An 18,883-nucleotide genomic window follows, 5' to 3' on the forward strand; every position below is an offset into this window, starting at 1 on the left:
AATTGCGAACCGTGAACCGCGCTCGAAGATAGGATCCGGTCAACGACTCGTCAATGGAACTGACCAGTTAAGTTCCGATTGGCTCCCGCCCGCCACCACCCCCGCCACCCGGCCGGCGCCCTCAACACCCGGCCTGCGCCGAGCCGTTCCCGCTGAGGCACTGACGCCGCACGCCGCACGCCGTGCGTCGGACGGGTAGGTGCGAGGCAGGGGGGTCCTGACTCACTGGCCCCGGCCTGATCTGCTGCGTTGTCACGGCGGCCTGCGGCACTGCTCGGAGCGCACAGCTACGTCGGGTCGCTCAGGCTGCAGAGCGAGGGGTTTGTGGCGAAGGACGTTCCGGAACTCTCTGCAGGCGTACTCCCGCCGTGGCGGGGTCAAGGAGTGGGACGTGCCCTATTGACCGAGCTGGCTCGGAGGGCAGTGGAACACGGCTTCGCCCGAGTCTCTCTGAGCGTCGAGCGAGCGAACCACGCACGTCGTCTCTACGTCACCGAAGGATTTACGACCGTCGAATCGGGACCGGACTCCGACACCATGGTCATGGTCCTCTCCGAGCGGTGACGTTGGTTAGGCCGCGACAGGGAGTGCCGGCCGACCACCCCAGCGGACGCCCTTCTCGCTGCGGATGCGGGCGCGTTCCTTGCGCTGGGCGGCGAGTACGTCGGGATGGCGGGCATCGGCGTTGCGCCAGCGCAGGTAGCGGTGCAAGGCCCGCGTCTGCGCGGGGTGGTTGCGATTGTGGGAGTTGGCCAGCGTGAACTGCCGCAGTGGGCCGAAGTGCGCCTCGATGGGCTTGGCCCAGGAGGCGTAGGTCGGGGTGAAGCACACCTCGACCTTGTTCTTCTTCGCCCAGCGGCGGATATCCGCGCCGGTGTGGGTGGAGAGGTTGTCCAGAATGATGTGGATCGGGGCGCCGTCGGGTCGGGCGGCGCGGATCGACTTCAGAGCGGCCAGGCTGTTGGAGGTGCCTTTGCGGCGGCGGTTGACGCCCCATAGCGTGTCGTCGCCGACGGAGTAGCAGCCGTGGAAGTAGGTGACGCCGTGGGTACGGCGTTAGGTCGCCGACAGGCGGTTGGGCTTGCCTTGTTGGGCCCAGCAGGAGCCTGTGGTGGGGCGGATCGGTCAGTCTGCGCACCCGCACAGGCTCGGCCACCACACCTCCAGCGATCGCCACGGACGTCACCGCCATCCAACCGCCAACCCGGCGAACCTTCGCGGTCGGAGCACTAGACAGAACGCCGGGAGCCCCCGGCCGACATGACCAGGGGCTCCGCACAGCACAGCTCAGATCGGTGCGGCGGTGTCAGACGTTCACGCCGAAGTCCTGGGCGATGCCGACCAGGCCGGACGCGTAGCCCTGGCCCACCGCGCGGAACTTCCACTCCGCGCCGTTGCGGTAGAGCTCGCCGAAGACCATCGCCGTCTCCGTGGCCGCGTCCTCGGAGAGGTCGTAGCGGGCGATCTCGGCGCCGCCGGCCTGGTTGACGATGCGGATGTAGGCGTTGCGGACCTGGCCGAAGTTCTGCGAGCGGTTCTCCGCGTCGTAGATCGAGACCGGGAAGACGATCTTGTCGACGTCGGCCGGGAGGCCGGCCAGGTTGACGTTGATCGCCTCGTCGTCGCCGGCGCCCTCGCCGGTGCGGTTGTCACCGGTGTGGACGATGGTCTGGTCCGGGGTCTGCTTGTTGTTGAAGAAGACGAAGTGGGCGTCGGAGTAGACCTTGCCCTCGGGGTTGACCGCGATCGCGGACGCGTCGAGGTCGAAGTCCGTGCCGGTGGTGGTGCGGACGTCCCAGCCGAGGCCCACGGTGACGGCGGTCAGGCCCGGAGCCTCCTTGGTGAGCGAGACGTTGCCACCCTTGGACAGGCTTACAGCCATTGTTGGGAGTCCCTTCCCTCGTTAAGTAACGGGCACGAAGCTACAGCTACCACTATGAACGCCGCGAGCGGTGTCGAAGGTTCCCCGCTTCTTTACTTTCTTTACCCAATCCCACCCGGGGGGCGGACAGGCGATATTGGGGTGACGTGGACCGGACAGACCCGGGAACATGGACCCCATGTCCGGTCCCCACGTCATCCGCGGCTCCGTCTCCCTTCCCGAGGCCGAGCTCATGTGGCGTTTCTCGCGCTCCTCAGGCCCCGGTGGCCAGCACGTCAACACCAGTGACTCCCAGGTGGAGCTGCGGTTCGACCTGGCCCGCACCGAGTCCCTGCCCGACGTGTGGAAGCAGCGGGCGCTGGCCAAGCTGGCCGGGCGGCTCGTCGACGGGGTTGTCGTCGTCCGTTCCTCCGAGCACCGCTCGCAGTGGCGCAACCGCGAGACCGCGGCGGTACGGCTGGCGGCGCTGCTCGCCGAGGCCACCGCGCCCCCGCCCAAGCCCCGCAGAGCGACACGCATCCCGCGCGGGATCAACGAACGCCGGTTGCGGGAGAAGAAGCAGCGCTCGGACACCAAGCGGGGGCGACAGGGCCGGGACTGGGGCTGACGGCTCGCGTTCACGTTCGTACACGAGCGGATCATTCGTGAGCGACCGGGTCAGCCCTGCGCGAGGTCCAGAACTCCCACCGTCTCCCCCTCGCTCAGCTCCCCGGCGCGGCGGAAGCCGAGCTTCAGGTAGAACTCCGCCGGGCCGTCCGCGCCCTCGTGCCAGGTGACGTACAACTCCTTCGTGCCCCGGCGGCGCAGCTCCGCGGCGACGGACTCCACGGCGAAACGGCCGTATCCCATGCCCTGGGCGCCCGCCGCGATGTTCAGGCGCCACAGGCCGGAGCGGACGACCTTGCCGCCGTCGGTGTTCCAGTCGATGTCGAGGAAGGCCATCAGGAAGCCGACCGTGCGGTCACCGTCGACGATCAGGCGGGGCCAGGCGACGCCCGCGGGATGGACGTAGGCCTCGGCGAGGGACTGCACGACCGGGGAGACCGCGAATTCCTGCTCGGGGCGGACGCGTATGCCGGTCGCCGTTTCGAAATTCCCGGGTGTGATCTCTTCGAGGCGGAGTGCGAATGTCATCCGGGGACCTTAGGGCGGGCCGGCCGGACGCCGCCACGCAATTCATCCCAACTGCCGGTACCGGCCGCGGAAATACGTCAGCGGCCCACCTTCCGCGCTCGGTACGTCGGCGGTCAGGACGCGACCGATCACCAGGGTGTGGTCGCCGGCCTCCACGCGCTGTTCGGTGCGGCACTCCAGGGTGGCGAGGGCGCCGCCCACCAGAAGGGCGCCGGTCGTGGAGCCGCGGACGTACGGGATGTCCTCGAACAGCAGGCGGTCGCTGATGCGGCCCTTCATGGCGAAGCGGCCGGCGATGTGCCGCTGGCTCTCGGACAGGACGGACACCGCCCACAGCGGCTGCTCGTCGAGCAGGTCGTCCATGCGGGAGCCGGTACGCAGGCTGACCAGCACCAGAGGCGGGTCCAGGGAGACCGACAGGAACGCCGTGGCCGTCATGCCGACGTCCTCGCCCTTGGGGCCCTCCGCGTCGAGCGGCGGCTCGAACGCGGTTACCAGGACCACGCCCGCGGCCAGCCGGGACATGGCGGCGCGGAACTCGTCGTTGCTCACCCCCACAGCATGCCCGGAAGCGGGCGGAGGGATCATCGGCGCGGTGGCGGCAGCAGTGTTCGGCACGCCGGAAACGCTAATGTCACGTCGGGGCGGCCCGCATCGGGCCTTCGTCCGAGGCCGGACCTAGGTCTACCGGCGGAGACGTGACGGCGTTCACAAACGGCCAAAGTTTACGTTCAGTAAACGCACAGGAAAAACGCAGAAACCCCACTCAATTGTTCATCTTTTGCTGTGACTTGAGTCACAAGGGACGCTAATTGTTGACCCTGTGTACCGAGTGGGCAGCGCGCTGTGATTCAGTGGCGGGGAAGTACCGACGAAGCGCACCAACGAAACGGCACTGAAGATACGCCGAAGAGCACCCTTGATTCGCTGCGAGGTCTCGGGGGGAGGGCGAGCAATGGAGAGCGAGTCGGAGCCGTACGTCCGTCTTGCGTCCCTGCGGCAGCTGCACGAGGTCATGGCCGACATGAACACGGCCCGCAGCCTGGCCGACACGCTGCAGACCGTCGCGAACGGCGTGGTCACCGCACTCGGCTACGAACTGGCGTGCGTCAATCTCGTGCGCCCCGACGGTGACCTCGTGGTCGCCGCGTTCTCCGGGAACCAGGCCGCCGAGGCGCTGATCACCGGCCGGGTGGGCTCGCGCGAGTCCTGGGACCGCCGGCTGAGCATGGGCGAGACCTGGGGCGACCTGGTCTTCATCCCGCACACCGAGGGCTGGGTCCTCGACGACGACGACGTCCCGCAGTGGTACACCGACGGGCCCGCGCCCCGCTTCGAGGACGAGTGGCACCCCTCCGACCGGCTGTTCGCGCCGATGTACACGCCGGGCGTGCAGGGCGGCCAGTGCGGCGAGCTGATCGGCGTACTCTCCGTGGACCGCCCGCGCAACGGCCGCAGGCCGGGCGCATGGGGCCGCGAGGCGCTCCAGATGTACACCTTCCAGGCCGCCATCGCGATCAGCAACGCGCGTCTACGTGCGAACATGCAGCGCGCGCTGGTCAGGCTCGAAAGGGAGCAGCAGGCCCTCAGGGCCAGTGAAGAGAGCTTTCGGCAGGCCTTCGAGTACGCCCCCTCCGGCATGGCCATCGCCGAGATGGGCGGCGACCAGCACGGCCGGATCCTGCGCACCAACGACGCTTTGTGCCGCCTCCTGGGCCGCCCCGCCTCCGCGATGCGCCGCTACTCCTTCTCCGACCTCGTCCACCCCGAGGACATAGGCACCCTGCTGCGCACCTCGGCGGAGGGCGGCCGGGCCGAGCTGCGCCTGGCGCGCCGGGACGGCACGTACGTCTGGGTGTCCCTGCGCAACTCCGTCGTCGCCGACGCCGCCGACGGGCCGCGCTTCCTGCTCACCCACGTCGAGGACATCGAGGACCGCAAGCGCCGCGAGCTCCAGCTCGCCCACCGCGCCTCCCACGACTCCCTGACCGGCCTGCCGAACTCCGCCGAGCTGCGCTCGCGGCTGTCCTCCCGGCTCTGTCAGCGCTCCACCCACACCGGCGCCGCCCTGGAGTCCATAGACGCCGCCTTCGGGCACCCGGCCTTCGACGCCAACGGGCACGGCTTCGACTTCCGGCAGGGCGGCACCGAGGCGTTCGCCGCCTTCGACCACCATGTGCACACCGTCGCCCCCGAGGGGGAGCGCGACGACGGCACCAAGGGGCTCGCGGTGCTCTTCTGCGACCTCGACGGCTTCAAGTCGATCAACGACCGGTTCGGGCACAACGCGGGTGACGCGGTGCTCATCGAGGTCGCCCGGCGGCTGTCCCAGTGCGTCCGTGACGGCGACACCGTGGCGCGGCTCGGCGGCGACGAGTTCGTGATCCTCGCCGACGGGCTCGGCAAGGCCGACGCGGCCGACCTCGCGGTACGCCTGCGCAACGAGATCATCCAGCCCATCCGGGCCGAGGGACGGGCCGTGCGGGTCGGTGCCAGCTTCGGTATCGGCTGGGCGCACTGCGGCATGACCGCGGACGAAGTGCTGAAGTCGGCTGACGAGCGGATGTACGTCGAGAAACGATCTCGTCCCAAACAACACAGACGCGCGGGCTGAGTCCCAGGTCAGCGGGCTGGTGCGATCCGAGTCACCCGTTTGGGCCAGCGGGAGCGGGTAGGCTCGCCATTCTGACTCCACGTATCGCATCCGATCGCACCTGCTGAGGAGTACCAAGGGATGACGTCCGGCAACAACGGCGCGAGCACGCCCGAGGACGACGACCCGTTCGGCTACCTCTACGCCGACGGCCAGGCCAACGGGGCCCAGCCGCCGTCCGGAGGCGGCTACGGCTACGGCTACCCGAACTCCGTCAACCGGTCGCGCTCGGTGGGCCAGCGCCAGTACGGGCAGCAGCAGGCGCAGACCGCGCCGACCGCGGCGTACGGCCAGGTCCCGCAGCAGCAGGCCCAGGGTGGTTACGGCCAGCCCAGCGCCCACTACGCGGCCCCCGAGACCTTCCCGGGCTCGGCGCCCACCTCCCAGCAGCCCATGCCGGGCCACGGCGGCGGCGGCCGGAGCGGCGGCCCCAACACCAAGGGTCTGCTGATCGGCGCGATCGCGGTGGTCGCCGCGGTGGTCATCGGCATCGGCATCGCGATGGCGGGCGGCGACGACCAGAAGGACGACGCCGGCAACAAGCCTTCGACGACCCCGAGCGCGTCGCAGAGCTCGCAGCCGAGTGCGTCCAACTCGGCGGCAGCGGAGGTGGAGCTTCCGAAGGCCGACGCGAAGACGATGCGGCTGGAGGGCGGCACAGGCGTCGCGTCCGACGTGAAGGGCGCCAAGTCCGACGGGGGCGTCTACGTCCAGGGCTTCAACCAGGTCGGCGCCTCGGTCACCTGGACCGTCAACGGCATCAAGAAGGCCGGCACCTATCGGGTCTACGTCCGCTACGCCCTCCCCGCCGAGGATGCCAACGGGACGATGACGGTCAACGGCAAGGCCGCCTCCCGGCCGCTGAACATGAAGAACTTCGGTGGGCTGCCCGCCAACGAATGGCAGGAGACCTGGGCCCAGGTCTCCCTGACCAAGGGCACCAACACGATTCAGCTCTCCTGCCAGCAGGGCAACCAGTGCAACGCCCTGCTCGACCAGTTCTACGTCACGGAGAACGCCGACCAGTAGGGACGCCAGCAAGGGTCCGGTCCTACAGCCGCCGGACGTGTTGACTTCCGGCGGCTGTCGAAGATCCTGAACTTCAGGTCGAGCGCTTTTGTTGCACCTCAGCCGTAAATCTCTACCGAGTTGGCGCTGCCGGGGTTGTCCGAGTAGGTCCCCGGCTTCAGAGTGACCAGCTTGGTGCCGGTGGCACAGCCGAGGGTGGCCTTCCAGAAGACCAGCTTGTAAGAAGTCTGGTTCGAGACGGACTTGGCGATGTGGTCGAGAGGGTAGCAACCAGGACTTTCGGAGTAGACCGTCCTGGTTCCGGTCCTGTTCTTCCCCGACCATCCGCAGAACTTGCCCTGCGGACAGGTGTTGGGATCGGCCGCCGCAGCTGGTGTGGCAAAAACCCCGCCCAACAACACTCCGGCCACAGCAGCCGTCGTCAGGCTCTTCCTGAGCAGGCTCATCAGAGGCTCCCCGTATCTCGTTCGCTATTGGTCATGTAGCGAAATTGGTCGATGCAGTGAATGAGTGATCATCTGATCTTGTGAGGGGCATTACGAGGAGGATGTTTCTCGGCCAAGCTGCAGGCGGACACTTTCGGGCGAGGGGTGCGCGGCTTTCACGCGACGATGGCCTCGCCGGTCACCACCACGCGCGTCGCCAACTCCTCGTAGGTCGCTCGGTCGAACTCGCCCGCCACCGGGGACAGGACGGTCGCCGCCGACAGGGCGACCGCGCGGATCAGGCGGTCCGGCCAGGGGAGTTGCTCGACCAGGCCCGACAGCAGGGCCGCCACCGCCGAGTCGCCGGCGCCCGTCGGGTTGCCGTGGACCGGGGCCGGGAGAGCGGCTCGCCAGCGGCCCTCGGGTGTGGCCGCCAGGAGGCCCTCCTTGCCCAGGGAGGCGACGACGGCGAGGGCACCCCGCCGCCGGGCGTCCTGCGTCGCGCGCAGCGGCTCGTGGGAGCCGGTCAGTTCGGACAGTTCGTCGGCGTTCGGCTTCAGGATGTCCGGGCGGGCGGCGACTCCGCGGCGCAGTGCCTCCCCGCTGGTGTCGAGGAGGACCGGCACGCCGGCCGCCTTCGCCGTGCGGACCAGGCCCGCGTACGCCCCCACCGGCACCCCCGGCGGCAGGCTCCCGCACAGGGCCACCGCCGAGACGGACGGGACGAGATCCTCGTACGCCTCCTGGAAGGCCGACCACTCCTCGGGCGTCACCGTCGGACCCGGTTCGTTGAGCTGGGTGGTGTCGCCGGACCGCTCGTCCACGACGGCGATCGTGCGCCGGGTCGGGCCGGTGACCGGGACCAGCGCGTCCACTAGGCCGGGTGCGTCGGTGAGTCGGTCCTGGACCGTACGGCCCGTCGCGCCGCCCGTGAACCCGGTGACCGTCACCTCGTGGCCGAGCGCGGCCAGCACCCGGGCCACGTTCAGCCCCTTGCCGCCGGGGCGTTCGACGACCTCGGTGACCCGGTGGCTGCTGTGCGGCCGCAGCGACGGTACGCGGTAGGTGATGTCGAGAGCGGTGTTCAGCGTGACCGTGAGGATCACCTGGCCGACCTCCCACGTGTCCCCCGACGACAGAATGTGCCCGTCCAGTCTCCCAGGACCGCCCCGGCCCCAACAGCGGGACACATCACCCCAGTTGGGGATCGACCACCCATTCCCCCCGGCGCATGACGCCCTTGAGGTCGAAATGATGGTCGAGGAGGACCAGGTCGGCGTCCTTGCCGGGCTCCAGGGAGCCGATGCGGTCGTCCATCCCCAGCAGACGGGCCGGATTGGCGGAGATCGCCGCGACCACGTCCTCGACGGGCAGCCGGTCGATCGTCACCGCCCGCTTGAAGGCGCGGTCCAGGGTGAGGGTCGAGCCGGCGATCGAACCGCCCTCGACCAGACGGGCCACGCCCTCGCTGACCTCCACCTCCAGGGGGCCGAGCATGTAACGGCCGTCGCCGAAGCCCGCCGCGTCCATGGCGTCCGTGATGAAGGCGACCCGTTGTGCGCCCGCGTGGTGGAACGCGAGTTGCAGCGCGCCCGGGTGCAGATGCGTGCCGTCGTCGATCAGCTCGACCGTGATCCGCTCGTCCTCCAGGAGCGCGGTGATGGGGCCGGGGGTGCGGTGGCCGATCTGCGGCATCGCGTTGAAGAGGTGGGTGGCCACGGTCGCGCCCGCGTCGATCGCCTCGACGGTCTGCTCGTAGGTCGCGTCCGTGTGGCCGACCGCCGCGATGACCCCATGCTCGACGAGCAGCCGTACGGAGTCGATGCCGCCGGGGAGTTCGGTGGCGAGGGTGAGCATCCTCGCCTGCCCGCGTGCCGCGTCGATCAGCTTGCGGACCTCCGCCGGGTCGGGGTGGCGCAGCAGCTCCTCCGAGTGGGCGCCCTTGCGGCAGGGGGAGATGAACGGGCCCTCGAAGTGGATGCCGGCGATGTCGCCCTGCTCGGCGAGCTCGCTCAACAGACCGGCTCGCTGGGCGAGGAAGTCCATGTCGCCGGTGACGGTGGAGGCGACGAGGGTGGTGGTGCCGTGGTCGCGGTGGGTGCGGATGCCCTTGAGTACGTCGTCGACCGTGCCCGAGGTGAAGGAGGCTCCGCCGCCGCCGTGGTTGTGGAGGTCGACGAAGCCGGGTACCAGGTAGTTGCCGGTTACGTCGATGACCTGGGCGTTTTCTGGGGCGATGGCGGTGATGCGGGTGCCGTCGACGATCACCTGACCGTGTTCGACGGTTCCTGTGGGCAGGACGACCGTTGCGCCGGAGAGGATGAGGGGGGCCTTGCCGGTAGCGGGGTGCGGGTGCGCTGTGGCTGGTCGCGCCCGCGCGGCGGTAGCCGCAGAGTCGACGCTGTCCCGCGCCCCTGGCAGGTTGGCCGTCACGCAGTTACCTCCGAAGCGTCGGTGTTGTCCAGCAGATCCCATGCCAGGAGCCCGGCGCCCAGGCAGCCCGCCGTGTCGCCCAGGGCCGCGGGGACGATGGTCGGCGGCTTCTGGAACGTGATCCGCTGCCGGACCGCGTCCCTCAGCGGTGTGAACAGGGTTTCCCCCGCCTCCGCCAGTCCGCCACCGATGATCAGGGTGCGCGGGTCCAGGAGGGTGAGGGTTGTGACCAGGCCGTCGGCGAGGGCGTCCACGGCGTGCTGCCAGACCTTCCGCGCCCTGGGGTCCTCCGCCTCCACCGCCTTCGCGCAGTCCGCCGCGTCCGCCTCGGGGTTTCCGGTGAGCGAGGCCCAGGCCTCGCTGACGGCCGCCGCGGAGGCGTACCGCTCCAGACAGCCCCGCCGGCCGCACGGGCAGGCGGCGCCGTCCGGGCGTACGACGACGTGGCCGATCTCGCCCGCGAAGCCGTGCGCACCCGCCTCCACCTGCCCCGCGATGCCGATCGCGCCCGCGATGCCGGTGCCCAGGGCGACGAAGAAGAAGCGGTCCGTGCCCTTGCCTGCGCCGATGCGGCCCTCGGCGAGGCCGCCGGTGCGGACGTCGTGGCCGAGGGCTACCGGGACGCCGCCGAGGCGGTCGGCGAGCATTTCGCGCAGGGGGACGTCCCGCCAGCCCAGGTTGGCGGAGTAGGACGCGACGCCGAGGTCCTCGTCGACGATGCCGGGGACGGCGACGCCGGCCGCGGCCGCGGGGGCGCCGAGGTGCTCGGTGCCGTACGCGCGCAGCTCGGCGGCGAAGTCGAGGATGCCGTCGACGACCGCGTCCGGTCCGTGCTCGCGGCCGGTCGCTCGGCGGGCCCGGTGCAGGAGCTCGCCGCCCGCGCCGACCAAGGCCGCCTTCATCCCGGTGCCGCCCACGTCGAGGGCGATGACATGTCTCACGGGGGACAGTGTGGCCCTTGGACCCGCGAGAGGTCTAGTCCACTTACGTCGTGTAGACCTAGTTCGAGATATGTATGACTTTTCGAAAGTTTCGAACGTGAGTAAGGGGCGGTTGTCGGTGCGGCGGCGTAGGACGGGAACGATCGCGGCAGTGTCCGCACTGGGTATGACGGCGGTCCTCGGTGGCTGCGGGATGGGCGAAGGATCGGACGAGGTGACGCTGAAGCTGGTCGCCGCCGACTACGGCGACAGCTCGGCCAACAGCTCCCAGAAGTACTGGGACGAGCTCGTCAAGGAGTACGAGGCCCGGCACTCCGGCGTGAAGATCGACGTCAGCGTGTACTCCTGGACCGATGTCGACCGCAAGGTCAAGGAGCTGGTCGACGCCGGGAAGGCGCCCGACATGGCGCAGATCGGCGCGTACGCCGACTACGCGGACAAGGGGCTGCTCTACAAGGCCGACGACCTGATCGGGATCCGGGAGCAGGCCGACTTCGTCGCCCAGCTCGGCTCCGCGGGACGGATCAACGGGATGCAGTACGGAATGCCGTTCGCCGCGTCGACCCGGCTGCTCTTCTACAACAAGACCCTCTTCGCCGACGCCGGGCTCACCCCGCCGAAGACGTGGAAGCAGCTGGCCGCCGACGCCGAGGCGCTCAAGGCGGACGGGGTGAAATACCCGTACGCGCTGCCGCTCGGCCCCGAGGAGGCGCAGGCCGAGACCATGCAGTGGCTGCTGAGCGGGGGCGGCGGGTACGTCGACGACGTCGGCACGTACGGCATCGACTCCGACGAGAACATCGCGACGCTGACCTGGCTCAAGGACGACCTCGTCGGCAAGGGACTGACCGGTCCGGTGGCACCCGAGAACCTGAACCGGGCCGCCGCGTTCTCGGCGTTCGCCGCCGGGGACGTCGGGATGCTCAACGGGCACCCCTCGCTGATGAAGATCGCCGCCGACAAGGGGGTGAAGTTCGGGATGGTGCCCATGCCCGGCGCCGACCGGCCGACCAAGAACTCCATGGGGGTCGCCGACTGGATGATGGCCTTCAAGCAGAACGGGCACGCCGAGCAGGTGGGCGACTTCCTCGACTTCGTCTACAGCGAGAAGAACGTGCTCGCCTTCTCCCGGGAGTACGACCTGCTGCCGGTGACCAACTCCGCCTCCGAGGTCATGAGCAGGGCCTCCCGGGACGCCGACCTCAAGCCCTTCCTCGACGCGCTGCCCTCCGCGGAGCTGCCTCCGGTGGGCAAGACGTCCTGGGCCTCGGTCAGCGCGGCCGTGAAACGGCGGATCGGCTCGGCGGTGAGCTCCGACGGGAACCCCACGGAGGTACTGCGCGCGTTGCAGCTGACCGCGCGGAACGCCGAGTAGGCACCGGGTAGGCGCTGTCTGTCCGTGGCGGACGTTACGGTCGGGGGCATGGAGCATGCGGAACTCGACCGCCGGGAGCGGGACATCCTCGCGCTGGAGCGCCGCTCCTTCGCCGGGCCCGGCGCCAAGGAGCGGGCCATACGCGAGGAACTCGGCCTGGCGCCGGTCCGCTACTACCAGCTGCTCAACGCCCTGCTGGACGACGAACGCGCGCTCGTGTTCGACCCGGTGACGGTGAACCGGCTGCGGCGGGTGCGGGAGGCCCGGCGGGCGGAGCGCTGAGGGCCGGCTGAACGTCGGCTGCGGGTCAGGCGAGCCGTTCCGCCAGGCCCCGCAGCAGGCCCACCACACCGGCCGGGCCGTCCACCACCAGGTCCGCCCGCTTGCGCAGTTCCGCCACCTCGTCGCTGCCGCTGCACACCAGCAGGCCGGGGGTGCCGGCCCCGCGGAGTTGATCGACCGCGGCGAAGGCGGGCAGGTCGCCCAGGTCGTCGCCGGCGTAGAGGGCGGAGCCGGCGGACAGGTCGCGGACGTGGGTCAGCAGGGCCACGCCCTTGTCCATGCCCGGGGGGCGCAGTTCCAGGACCAGTCGGCCCGGCTCGACGATCAGGCCGTGATGGGCGGCCAGGTCGCCGAGAGGGGTGCGGAGGGCGTCGAACGCGGCCTGCGGGTCCGGGGCGCGGCGGGTGTGCACGGCCACCGCCCGGCCGCCCTTCTCCTCGACCCAGGCGCCGGTCCCGTCGAGGAGCTCCGGCAGCTCGGCACGGACCGCGGCCACGCCGGGATGCGGCTCGGGCGCCGTGACCTCGCCCGTCGCCGCGTCCCAGCGTTCCGCTCCGTAGTGGCCCAGGACGGTCAGGTGCTCCAGGCCGGGCACGCCCGCGAAGCCGCCGTAGCGGACCGCGATCTCGGCCGGGCGGCCGGTGATCACCGCGACGGAGGCCACCTTCGGCGCCAGGGCGGCGAGGACGGCCACCGCCTCGGGGTGCGCCCGCGCCTGCTCCGGATCCGCCACGATCGGCGCCAGCGTCCCGTCGAAGTCGAGCCCGATCACCGCCCGCCGCGGCTCCGCGAGAAGCGCCCGCAGGCCGTCCCGCCCGGCAGACGTCACCGGGCTCGGCAGGGCACCGGGGTCGGTGTGGCTCATGGGGTCCCTTTCCGCGGGGTGGGGTTCGGCAGTCTGGGCAGTCACGGCATCGGTGGGTCGGGGCGATCGGTTGCGACAGTCGGCCAGGCGGTCGAGTCGGTCAGGTGGCCAGGCGGCCAGCCGACCAGCCGGCCCGCGGTCAGCCGGTCGGCCGGTCCGCAGTCGGTTGGTCGGTTGGTCAGACGATCAGGCGATCGGCCGGTCAGCTGGCCAGTTGGTCGGCCGGTCAGTCGGTTGGGCGTCGGTCGGTCGGGCTGCCAGGTGGTCGGCCGGTCAGGTGGTCGGTCAGTCAGTTGGTTAGGCGTCGGTCGGTCAGGCGGTCAGGCGGCTGACCTGCGCAGTCGCTCGCCGGGGTCCCCGGCCTCGGCGCCAGGTGCGCCCTACGGCCGAGCGCTCACCGGGGGCGGTCGCCCACGCTGCTCACCCATCCACCGCCTTCAGGGCGTTCAGCTGGTCCAGGAACCACTGGGCCGGCGGGAGTGCCGTAGCCGCCGCGGTGAGCCTCTTCGCGCGTTCCACCCGTTCGTGGGCCGGCATCGTCAGGGCCTCGTGCAGGGCCGCCGCCGTCTGCTCCACGTCGTACGGGTTCACCACGATCGCGTCGTCACCCAACTCCTCGTACGCCCCGGCCTCCCGCGACAGCACCAGCGCGCACCCCTCGTCGGACACCACCGGCACCTCCTTCGCGACCAGGTTCATGCCGTCCCGGATGGGGTTGACCAGCGCCACGTCGGCCAGCCGGTACGCCGCGAGGGAGCGCGCGAAGTCGTCCTTCAGATTCAGCAGGACCGGCGTCCAGCCCGGTGTGCCGAACGTGTCGTTGATCTCCTCGGCCACCCGCTGCACCTCGGCCGTGTAGTCCCGGTACACCGCCAGGTCCTGCCGCGACGGATACGCGAACGCCACGTGCACGACCCGCTCCCGCCACTCCGGCCGCGACTCCAGCAGCCGCCGGTAGGCCCGCAGCCCGCGCACGATGTTCTTGGACAGTTCGGTCCGGTCCACCCGCACGATCGTCTTCCGGCCCGCGCCGATCTCCTCGCGCAGTCCGACGATGCGTTCCTCGACGTCGGCCTCGTGGGAACGGGCGCGCAGGAAGTCCGCGTCCGCGCCCAGCCCGTGCACCCCGATCCGGGTCTCGCCGAGCCCGTCCGCGAGCTCCGTACAGCAGGCCGTGAACGCGTCCGCCCAACGCCGGGTGAGGAAGCCGAGCCGGTCGGCGCCCAGCATGCCGCGCAGGAGCCGGCCCGCGATGTCGTCGGGCAGCATCCGGAAGTAGTCCACCGGCGCCCACGGCGTGTGTGAGAAGTGGGCGATGCGCAGGTCGGGGCGGAGTTCACGGAGCATGCCCGGCACCAGGCACAGGTGGTAGTCCTGGACCAGGACCGCCGCCCCTTCGGCCGCCTCCTCCGCCAGCGCCTCGGCGAACGCGCGGTTGTACGTCTCGTACGACGCCCACTGCCGCCGGAACTCCGCGTCGAAGGACGGCTCCAGCGGGGTCTGATACAGCAGGTGGTGGACGAACCACAACACCGAGTTGGCGATGCCGTTGTACGCGTCGGCGTGCACGTCGGCCGGGATGTCGAGCATGCGGACCCCCGCCTCGCCGACCCCCCGCCGGACCGCCTCGCGGTCGCCGTCGCCGAGCGCCGAGCACACCCACAGGGAGCCCGCGTCGGAGCCGATCGCCGACAGGCCCGAGACCAGCCCGCCGCCACCGCGTTTGGCATGCAGCGAGCCGTCCTCGCGCACTTCGTACGAGACCGGGCCGCGGTTGGACGCGACCAGCACCTGAGCAGCACTGTTGGTTGACGCCATACGCCTCAACCTAGCCCGGCCCCCAAACGCTCAAACGTGCGGTTGCGCACTTCCGCGCACTTACGCGACCTTCCGCTCCGCGTACTCCGCGATCTCCACCATCGGCGGCCGCTCCTCGGTGTCCACGGAGTACGTCCGCGGCTCGAAGCCGTCCCGGCCCCGCTCGAACTGGGTGAGGGCGGGCCGGATCATATGGCCGCGGGCCAGCCTCAGCTGGGCGGTGCGGTAGATCGCTGCGGACATCCGGCCCAGGGCCTGGCCGTCCTGGTGGCGGTGCTTGCGCACCCCGACGTCGACCTGGGCGAGGGCGTCAAGACCGACCAGGTGCAGGGCGTCGACCAGCATGCCCAGCTCGATGCCGTAGCCCACGGGGAACGGAAGCTGCTCCAGCAACGAGCGCCGGGCCGCGTACTCGCCGCCCAGCGGCTGCACGAAACCGGCCAGCTGCGGCCAGTGCATGTTCAGCAGCGGGCGCGCCATGAGCTCGGTGACCCGGCCGCCCTGCCCGGCGGTCTTGCCGGAGGCGAGCGAATCCAACTCAGTGCCCAGGGGACGGTCGTACATGCCCTTGACCAGGTCGACCCCGGGATCGGTGAGCAGCGGGCCGACGATGCCGGAGACGAAGTCCGAGGAGAACTCCTTCAGGTCGGCGTCGATGAAGCAGACGATGTCCCCGCTGGTGACCAGCAGGGAGCGCCACAGGACCTCGCCCTTGCCGGGCACGGCGGGCATGCGCGGGAGGATGTCGTCGCGGTGGACGACCCGCGCGCCGGCCGCGGCCGCGACCTCGGACGTGCGGTCGGTCGATCCCGAGTCGACGACGACGATCTCGTCGACTAGCGGGACCTGTTGCATGAGGTCATGACGGATCACGGCGACGATGTCACCGACCGTCTCCTCCTCGTTGAGCGCGGGCAGGACGACACTGACGGTCTGTCCCGAACTCCGCTTCGCGGCCATGATCCGGTGGAGCGGGCGATCAGTCGCGGACCAGGACCTGGTGGCCAGCCAGCGCTCGACTTCGTTCAGCACAGTGCGCGGCTCCTTAGCGTGCCCGCCGCTGGAAGCGGCTGTTGGGTAGGTCATCTCGCGGTTCGGACGTCTCTCTCAACTGTCCTGGTCTTCGGTTACAGTCTTGAACAACGCGGATGACCATCGCATGTCCTGGGTGGCCGCCGTTAACAACTTCATACCGCTCATCCAGAGGGGCAGAGGGATACGGCCCGATGAAGCCCCGGCAACCCTCCAGTCGGTTCTCGTAGCGATCGCTGACGATCGTCTCCGCGAGGCTCCCGACTCGGGAAGGTGCCAAATCCGTCTCACGGCGAAGTGCGTCGTGAGGAAGATGAGGAGAAAGGGCCTCGCCTCCATGGCTGCGCAGACTGTTGCAAGCACCACGAACTCCGTCGATCTGGGTCCCGCCGCGGCACTGAGCTGCCGCGAATGCGGCCACCGCGTCCCGCTCGGCCCGGTCTTCGCCTGCGAGGAGTGTTTCGGCCCGCTCGAGATCGCGTACGACTTCTCGGCCTACGAAACCGAGGAGCTCCGCAAGCGCATCGAGGCGGGACCTTCGAACATCTGGCGCTACGCCCCGCTGCTGCCCGTCCCCGCGGACGTGGCCGACAAGCCCAACATCAACCCCGGCTGGACCCACCTCGTCAAGGCCGACAACCTCGCCCGCGAGCTCGGCGTGACCGGCGGCCTGTACATCAAGGACGACTCCGGCAACCCGACGCACTCCTTCAAGGACCGCGTCGTCGCGCAGGCCATCGAGGCCGCCCGCGCCTTCGGCTTCACCACCCTCTCCTGCTCCTCCACCGGTAACCTGGCCGGCGCCGTGGGTGCCGCCGCGGCCCGGGCCGGCTTCCGCTCCTGCGTGTTCATCCCGCACGACCTGGAGCAGGGCAAGGTCGTCATGGCCGCGATCTACGGCGGCGAGCTCGTCGGCATCGAGGGCAACTACGACGACGTGAACCGCTTCTGCTCCGAGCTGATCGGCGACCCGGCCGGCGAGGGCTGGGGCTTCGTCAACGTCAACCTGCGGCCGTACTACGCGGAGGGCTCCAAGACCCTGGCGTACGAGATCTGCGAGCAGCTGGGCTGGAAGCTCCCCGACCAGCTGGTCGTGCCGATCGCCTCCGGCTCGCAGCTCACGAAGATCGACAAGGGTCTGCAGGAGCTGATCAAGCTGGGGCTCGTCGAGGACAGGCCGTACAAGATCTTCGGCGCGCAGGCCGAGGGGTGCTCGCCGGTGTCGGTGGCGTACAAGGCCGGGCACGACGTGGTCCGCCCCCAGAAGCCGGACACCATCGCCAAGTCGCTGGCCATCGGCAACCCCGCGGACGGTCCGTACGTGCTGGACATCGCGCGTCGTACCGGCGGTGCGGTGGAGGACGTGAACGACGAGCAGATCGTCGACGCGATCAAGCTGCTGGCGCGGACCGAGGGGATCTTCGCGGAGACCGCGGGTGGCGTGACGGTGGGTGTGACCCGCAAGCTGATCGCGAACGGCGTCCTCGACCCGACGAAGACCACGGTGGTGCTGAACACCGGCGACGGTCTCAAGACCCTGGACGCGGTGGCCGGTACCGGGCTCACCGCCACGATCCGTCCGAATCTGGACTCTTTCCGAGAGGCTGGCCTCGCATGAGCGTCAACGTCCGCATCCCCACCATCCTGCGCACCTACACCGGCGGCAAGGCCGAGGTGCAGGCCGAGGGTGGGACCCTCGCCGAGGTCATCGCCGATCTGGAGAAGAACCACACCGGTATCGCGGCGCGTGTTCTCGACGACCAGGGCAAGCTGCGGCGGTTCGTGAATGTGTACGTCAACGACGACGATGTGCGGTTCGAGCAGGGGCTGGAGACGGTGACGCCCGACGGGGCCGGTGTCTCCATCATCCCGGCGGTCGCCGGCGGGTGACCGTATGACTGGTCATTACCTTCGGTAACAGAAATTACCGAGTGTTCATCCGATTGCCCTCTCCGCGAGAGAAGCGGAGGGGGCAATTCTCTATGGTTGAGCACGGTACAGTTGGGGAACCTGCTACTTCCTTCATGCCGGACGCATATGAGTTCCGACTTCGGATGCGACGAGAAGTAGCCAAAATGTGTGGGTTCTTTGCGTCTTATGCTCCTTTTATGGGGCCCGACTTGCCCCGAATTCGGGTGAATTCTCACTACATTCCGGACCCCTTCCGTCCAGAATTCTCGTCCGATTGACCTGTTGCAGACGGCAGTTGGACAGATACATTCAGCCGCGGTCGACGCGTTCCGGCGCACGCCCCCAACCATGTGGGGGGTGAGGTCTGACCCGGATCCATGAAGTGTGGATCCGTGCAAGGGCCAGTAATAGGGGAGTTAGGCATGGCTCAGGGCACCGTCAAGTGGTTCAACGCGGAGAAGGGGTACGGCTTCATCGCGGTCGACGGTGGTGCGGATGTATTCGTCCACTACAGCGCGATTCAGATGGACGGCTACCGCACCCTTGAAGAGGGCCAGCGGGTCGAGTTCGAGATCTCGCAAGGTCAGAAGGGGCCGCAGGCGGACATGGTCCGTCTCGCGACTGGCTGAAGCACGCGCCGGGTAACAACAGCGTCGTTCTTCGTTCTTCTTCGGAGGGCTCGTACCCCATGGGGAGTCATGGGTACGGGCCCTTCGGCATGCGTGTACCTCCGGCGGTTGAGCAGTGTTTGTCTGCGGGTCCGGTGGGGGCGAGTGTGGTGCGCAGTTCCCCGCGCCCCTGGATGCCTGCGGCGGCCCGTGCGGCTCCGGTGGGGCCTTGGGTAGCGCGTGCAGGTGTGTTGCAGGTCGGTGCCGGGGTGGAGGGTGTCCGTCCTCGGTCCGGCGGCTCGGTCCCTTGAGTGATGCCCGGTAACGGACGCCGGCCGCTGCGGGCGGACCCCCCCACCCCGTCCCCTGCCCGCCGTACGCGGCTTGCGGCCCGCCCGGCCTCTCCCCACCCCGCGAGTCCCACCCCGACCGCAGTCGCGACGAGGCACGACACCCCGAAGCCGGCCCCGTTGACGCCCCCCGGACGACCCGCCC

The 18,883-nt window shown here is 69.7% G+C and carries 19 protein-coding genes, 1 pseudogene and 1 riboswitch; of the genes and pseudogenes, 9 read left to right on the top strand and 11 right to left on the bottom strand.

Annotation, left to right across the window (positions count from 1 at the left end):
- Window positions 1-249: 249 nt before the first annotated feature.
- Window positions 250-564 (top strand): GNAT family N-acetyltransferase, encoded by a 315-nt coding sequence (locus tag ACIRP7_RS03095; protein ID WP_403653151.1) that lies wholly within the window; start codon window positions 250-252, stop codon window positions 562-564.
- A 6-nt stretch (window positions 565-570) separates the two neighbouring features.
- Here the strand turns inward: ACIRP7_RS03095 and ACIRP7_RS03100 are convergent.
- Both ACIRP7_RS03100 and ACIRP7_RS03105 read right to left on the bottom strand, forming a co-directional pair.
- Window positions 571-1,122: pseudogene (locus ACIRP7_RS03100) on the bottom strand (transposase); the annotation flags it as partial.
- A gap of 184 nt (window positions 1,123-1,306) precedes the next feature.
- Window positions 1,307-1,882, bottom strand: coding sequence for a TerD family protein (locus ACIRP7_RS03105; protein WP_352388835.1), 576 nt, complete (start codon window positions 1,880-1,882; stop codon window positions 1,307-1,309).
- 178 nt (window positions 1,883-2,060) lie between these two features.
- On the opposite strand from ACIRP7_RS03105, the gene arfB reads away from it, so the two are divergent.
- Window positions 2,061-2,489, top strand: a complete 429-nt coding sequence (gene arfB / locus ACIRP7_RS03110) for an alternative ribosome rescue aminoacyl-tRNA hydrolase ArfB (RefSeq protein ID WP_403653154.1) — start codon at window positions 2,061-2,063, stop codon at window positions 2,487-2,489.
- Between the two features lie 50 nt (window positions 2,490-2,539).
- Here the strand turns inward: arfB and ACIRP7_RS03115 are convergent, their stop codons facing one another.
- Window positions 2,540-3,016: a GNAT family N-acetyltransferase gene (locus ACIRP7_RS03115; RefSeq protein ID WP_403653158.1), complete on the bottom strand. Its 477-nt coding sequence runs from the start codon at window positions 3,014-3,016 to the stop codon at window positions 2,540-2,542.
- Window positions 3,017-3,058: 42 nt separating this feature from the next.
- The gene (locus tag ACIRP7_RS03120; RefSeq protein WP_403653161.1) at window positions 3,059-3,634 is read right to left on the bottom strand and encodes a flavin reductase family protein; all 576 of its coding nucleotides are present in this window, start codon (window positions 3,632-3,634) and stop codon (window positions 3,059-3,061) included.
- Between the two features lie 337 nt (window positions 3,635-3,971).
- On the opposite strand from ACIRP7_RS03120, the gene cdgB reads away from it, so the two are divergent.
- Complete coding sequence (gene cdgB / locus ACIRP7_RS03125) at window positions 3,972-5,630, top strand: diguanylate cyclase CdgB (protein WP_403653164.1); 1,659 nt, start codon at window positions 3,972-3,974, stop codon at window positions 5,628-5,630.
- Between the two features lie 120 nt (window positions 5,631-5,750).
- Window positions 5,751-6,698 (top strand): CBM35 domain-containing protein, encoded by a 948-nt coding sequence (locus ACIRP7_RS03130; protein WP_403653166.1) that lies wholly within the window; start codon window positions 5,751-5,753, stop codon window positions 6,696-6,698.
- A 98-nt stretch (window positions 6,699-6,796) separates the two neighbouring features.
- On the opposite strand, the gene ACIRP7_RS03135 is transcribed toward ACIRP7_RS03130, so the two are convergent.
- The 4 genes from ACIRP7_RS03135 to ACIRP7_RS03150 form a co-directional block, all read right to left on the bottom strand.
- Window positions 6,797-7,144, bottom strand: a complete 348-nt coding sequence (locus ACIRP7_RS03135) for a peptidase inhibitor family I36 protein (RefSeq protein WP_403653169.1) — start codon at window positions 7,142-7,144, stop codon at window positions 6,797-6,799.
- A gap of 155 nt (window positions 7,145-7,299) precedes the next feature.
- Window positions 7,300-8,229 carry a 1-phosphofructokinase family hexose kinase gene (locus ACIRP7_RS03140; protein WP_403653172.1) on the bottom strand — a complete coding sequence of 310 codons (930 nt, stop codon included), beginning with the start codon at window positions 8,227-8,229 and terminating at the stop codon, window positions 7,300-7,302.
- 85 nt (window positions 8,230-8,314) lie between these two features.
- Entirely contained in the window at window positions 8,315-9,445 is a 1,131-nt protein-coding gene (gene nagA / locus ACIRP7_RS03145; protein ID WP_403654209.1) for an N-acetylglucosamine-6-phosphate deacetylase, read from the bottom strand.
- Window positions 9,446-9,552: 107 nt separating this feature from the next.
- Window positions 9,553-10,497 (bottom strand): ROK family protein, encoded by a 945-nt coding sequence (locus tag ACIRP7_RS03150; protein ID WP_403653175.1) that lies wholly within the window; start codon window positions 10,495-10,497, stop codon window positions 9,553-9,555.
- Window positions 10,498-10,663: 166 nt separating this feature from the next.
- Between ACIRP7_RS03150 and ACIRP7_RS03155 the strand changes: the two genes are divergently transcribed.
- Window positions 10,664-11,872, top strand: coding sequence for an ABC transporter substrate-binding protein (locus tag ACIRP7_RS03155; protein ID WP_403654212.1), 1,209 nt, complete (start codon window positions 10,664-10,666; stop codon window positions 11,870-11,872).
- Window positions 11,873-11,920: 48 nt separating this feature from the next.
- Window positions 11,921-12,154 carry a DUF3263 domain-containing protein gene (locus tag ACIRP7_RS03160; RefSeq protein ID WP_352388826.1) on the top strand — a complete coding sequence of 78 codons (234 nt, stop codon included), beginning with the start codon at window positions 11,921-11,923 and terminating at the stop codon, window positions 12,152-12,154.
- A 25-nt stretch (window positions 12,155-12,179) separates the two neighbouring features.
- Here ACIRP7_RS03160 and otsB read toward each other — a convergent pair whose 3' ends face one another.
- The 3 genes from otsB to ACIRP7_RS03175 all read right to left on the bottom strand — a co-directional run bounded on the left by otsB (window position 12,180) and on the right by ACIRP7_RS03175 (window position 15,869).
- Window positions 12,180-13,019, bottom strand: a complete 840-nt coding sequence (gene otsB / locus ACIRP7_RS03165) for a trehalose-phosphatase (RefSeq protein ID WP_403653178.1) — start codon at window positions 13,017-13,019, stop codon at window positions 12,180-12,182.
- 420 nt (window positions 13,020-13,439) lie between these two features.
- Window positions 13,440-14,837, bottom strand: coding sequence for a trehalose-6-phosphate synthase (locus ACIRP7_RS03170; RefSeq protein WP_403653181.1), 1,398 nt, complete (start codon window positions 14,835-14,837; stop codon window positions 13,440-13,442).
- 60 nt (window positions 14,838-14,897) lie between these two features.
- A complete protein-coding gene (locus ACIRP7_RS03175) occupies window positions 14,898-15,869 on the bottom strand; it encodes a glucosyl-3-phosphoglycerate synthase (RefSeq protein WP_403653184.1) in 972 nt (323 codons plus the stop codon).
- Between the two features lie 161 nt (window positions 15,870-16,030).
- Window positions 16,031-16,189, top strand: a riboswitch (SAM riboswitch).
- Between the two features lie 17 nt (window positions 16,190-16,206).
- Between ACIRP7_RS03175 and thrC the strand changes: the two genes are divergently transcribed.
- The 3 genes from thrC to ACIRP7_RS03190 all read left to right on the top strand — a co-directional run bounded on the left by thrC (window position 16,207) and on the right by ACIRP7_RS03190 (window position 18,409).
- Window positions 16,207-17,487 (top strand): threonine synthase, encoded by a 1,281-nt coding sequence (gene thrC / locus ACIRP7_RS03180; RefSeq protein ID WP_403653187.1) that lies wholly within the window; start codon window positions 16,207-16,209, stop codon window positions 17,485-17,487.
- On the top strand, window positions 17,484-17,759 hold the full coding sequence (locus ACIRP7_RS03185) for a MoaD/ThiS family protein (protein ID WP_403653190.1): 276 nt from the start codon (window positions 17,484-17,486) through the stop codon (window positions 17,757-17,759). The genes thrC and ACIRP7_RS03185 overlap by 4 nt, the downstream gene beginning before the upstream one ends.
- Window positions 17,760-18,202: 443 nt before the next feature.
- Complete coding sequence (locus ACIRP7_RS03190; RefSeq protein ID WP_007382895.1) at window positions 18,203-18,409, top strand: cold-shock protein; 207 nt, start codon at window positions 18,203-18,205, stop codon at window positions 18,407-18,409.
- Window positions 18,410-18,883: the final 474 nt, after the last annotated feature.

Source organism: Streptomyces sp. NPDC102270, from assembly GCF_044766405.1.
Taxonomy (GTDB): domain Bacteria; phylum Actinomycetota; class Actinomycetes; order Streptomycetales; family Streptomycetaceae; genus Streptomyces.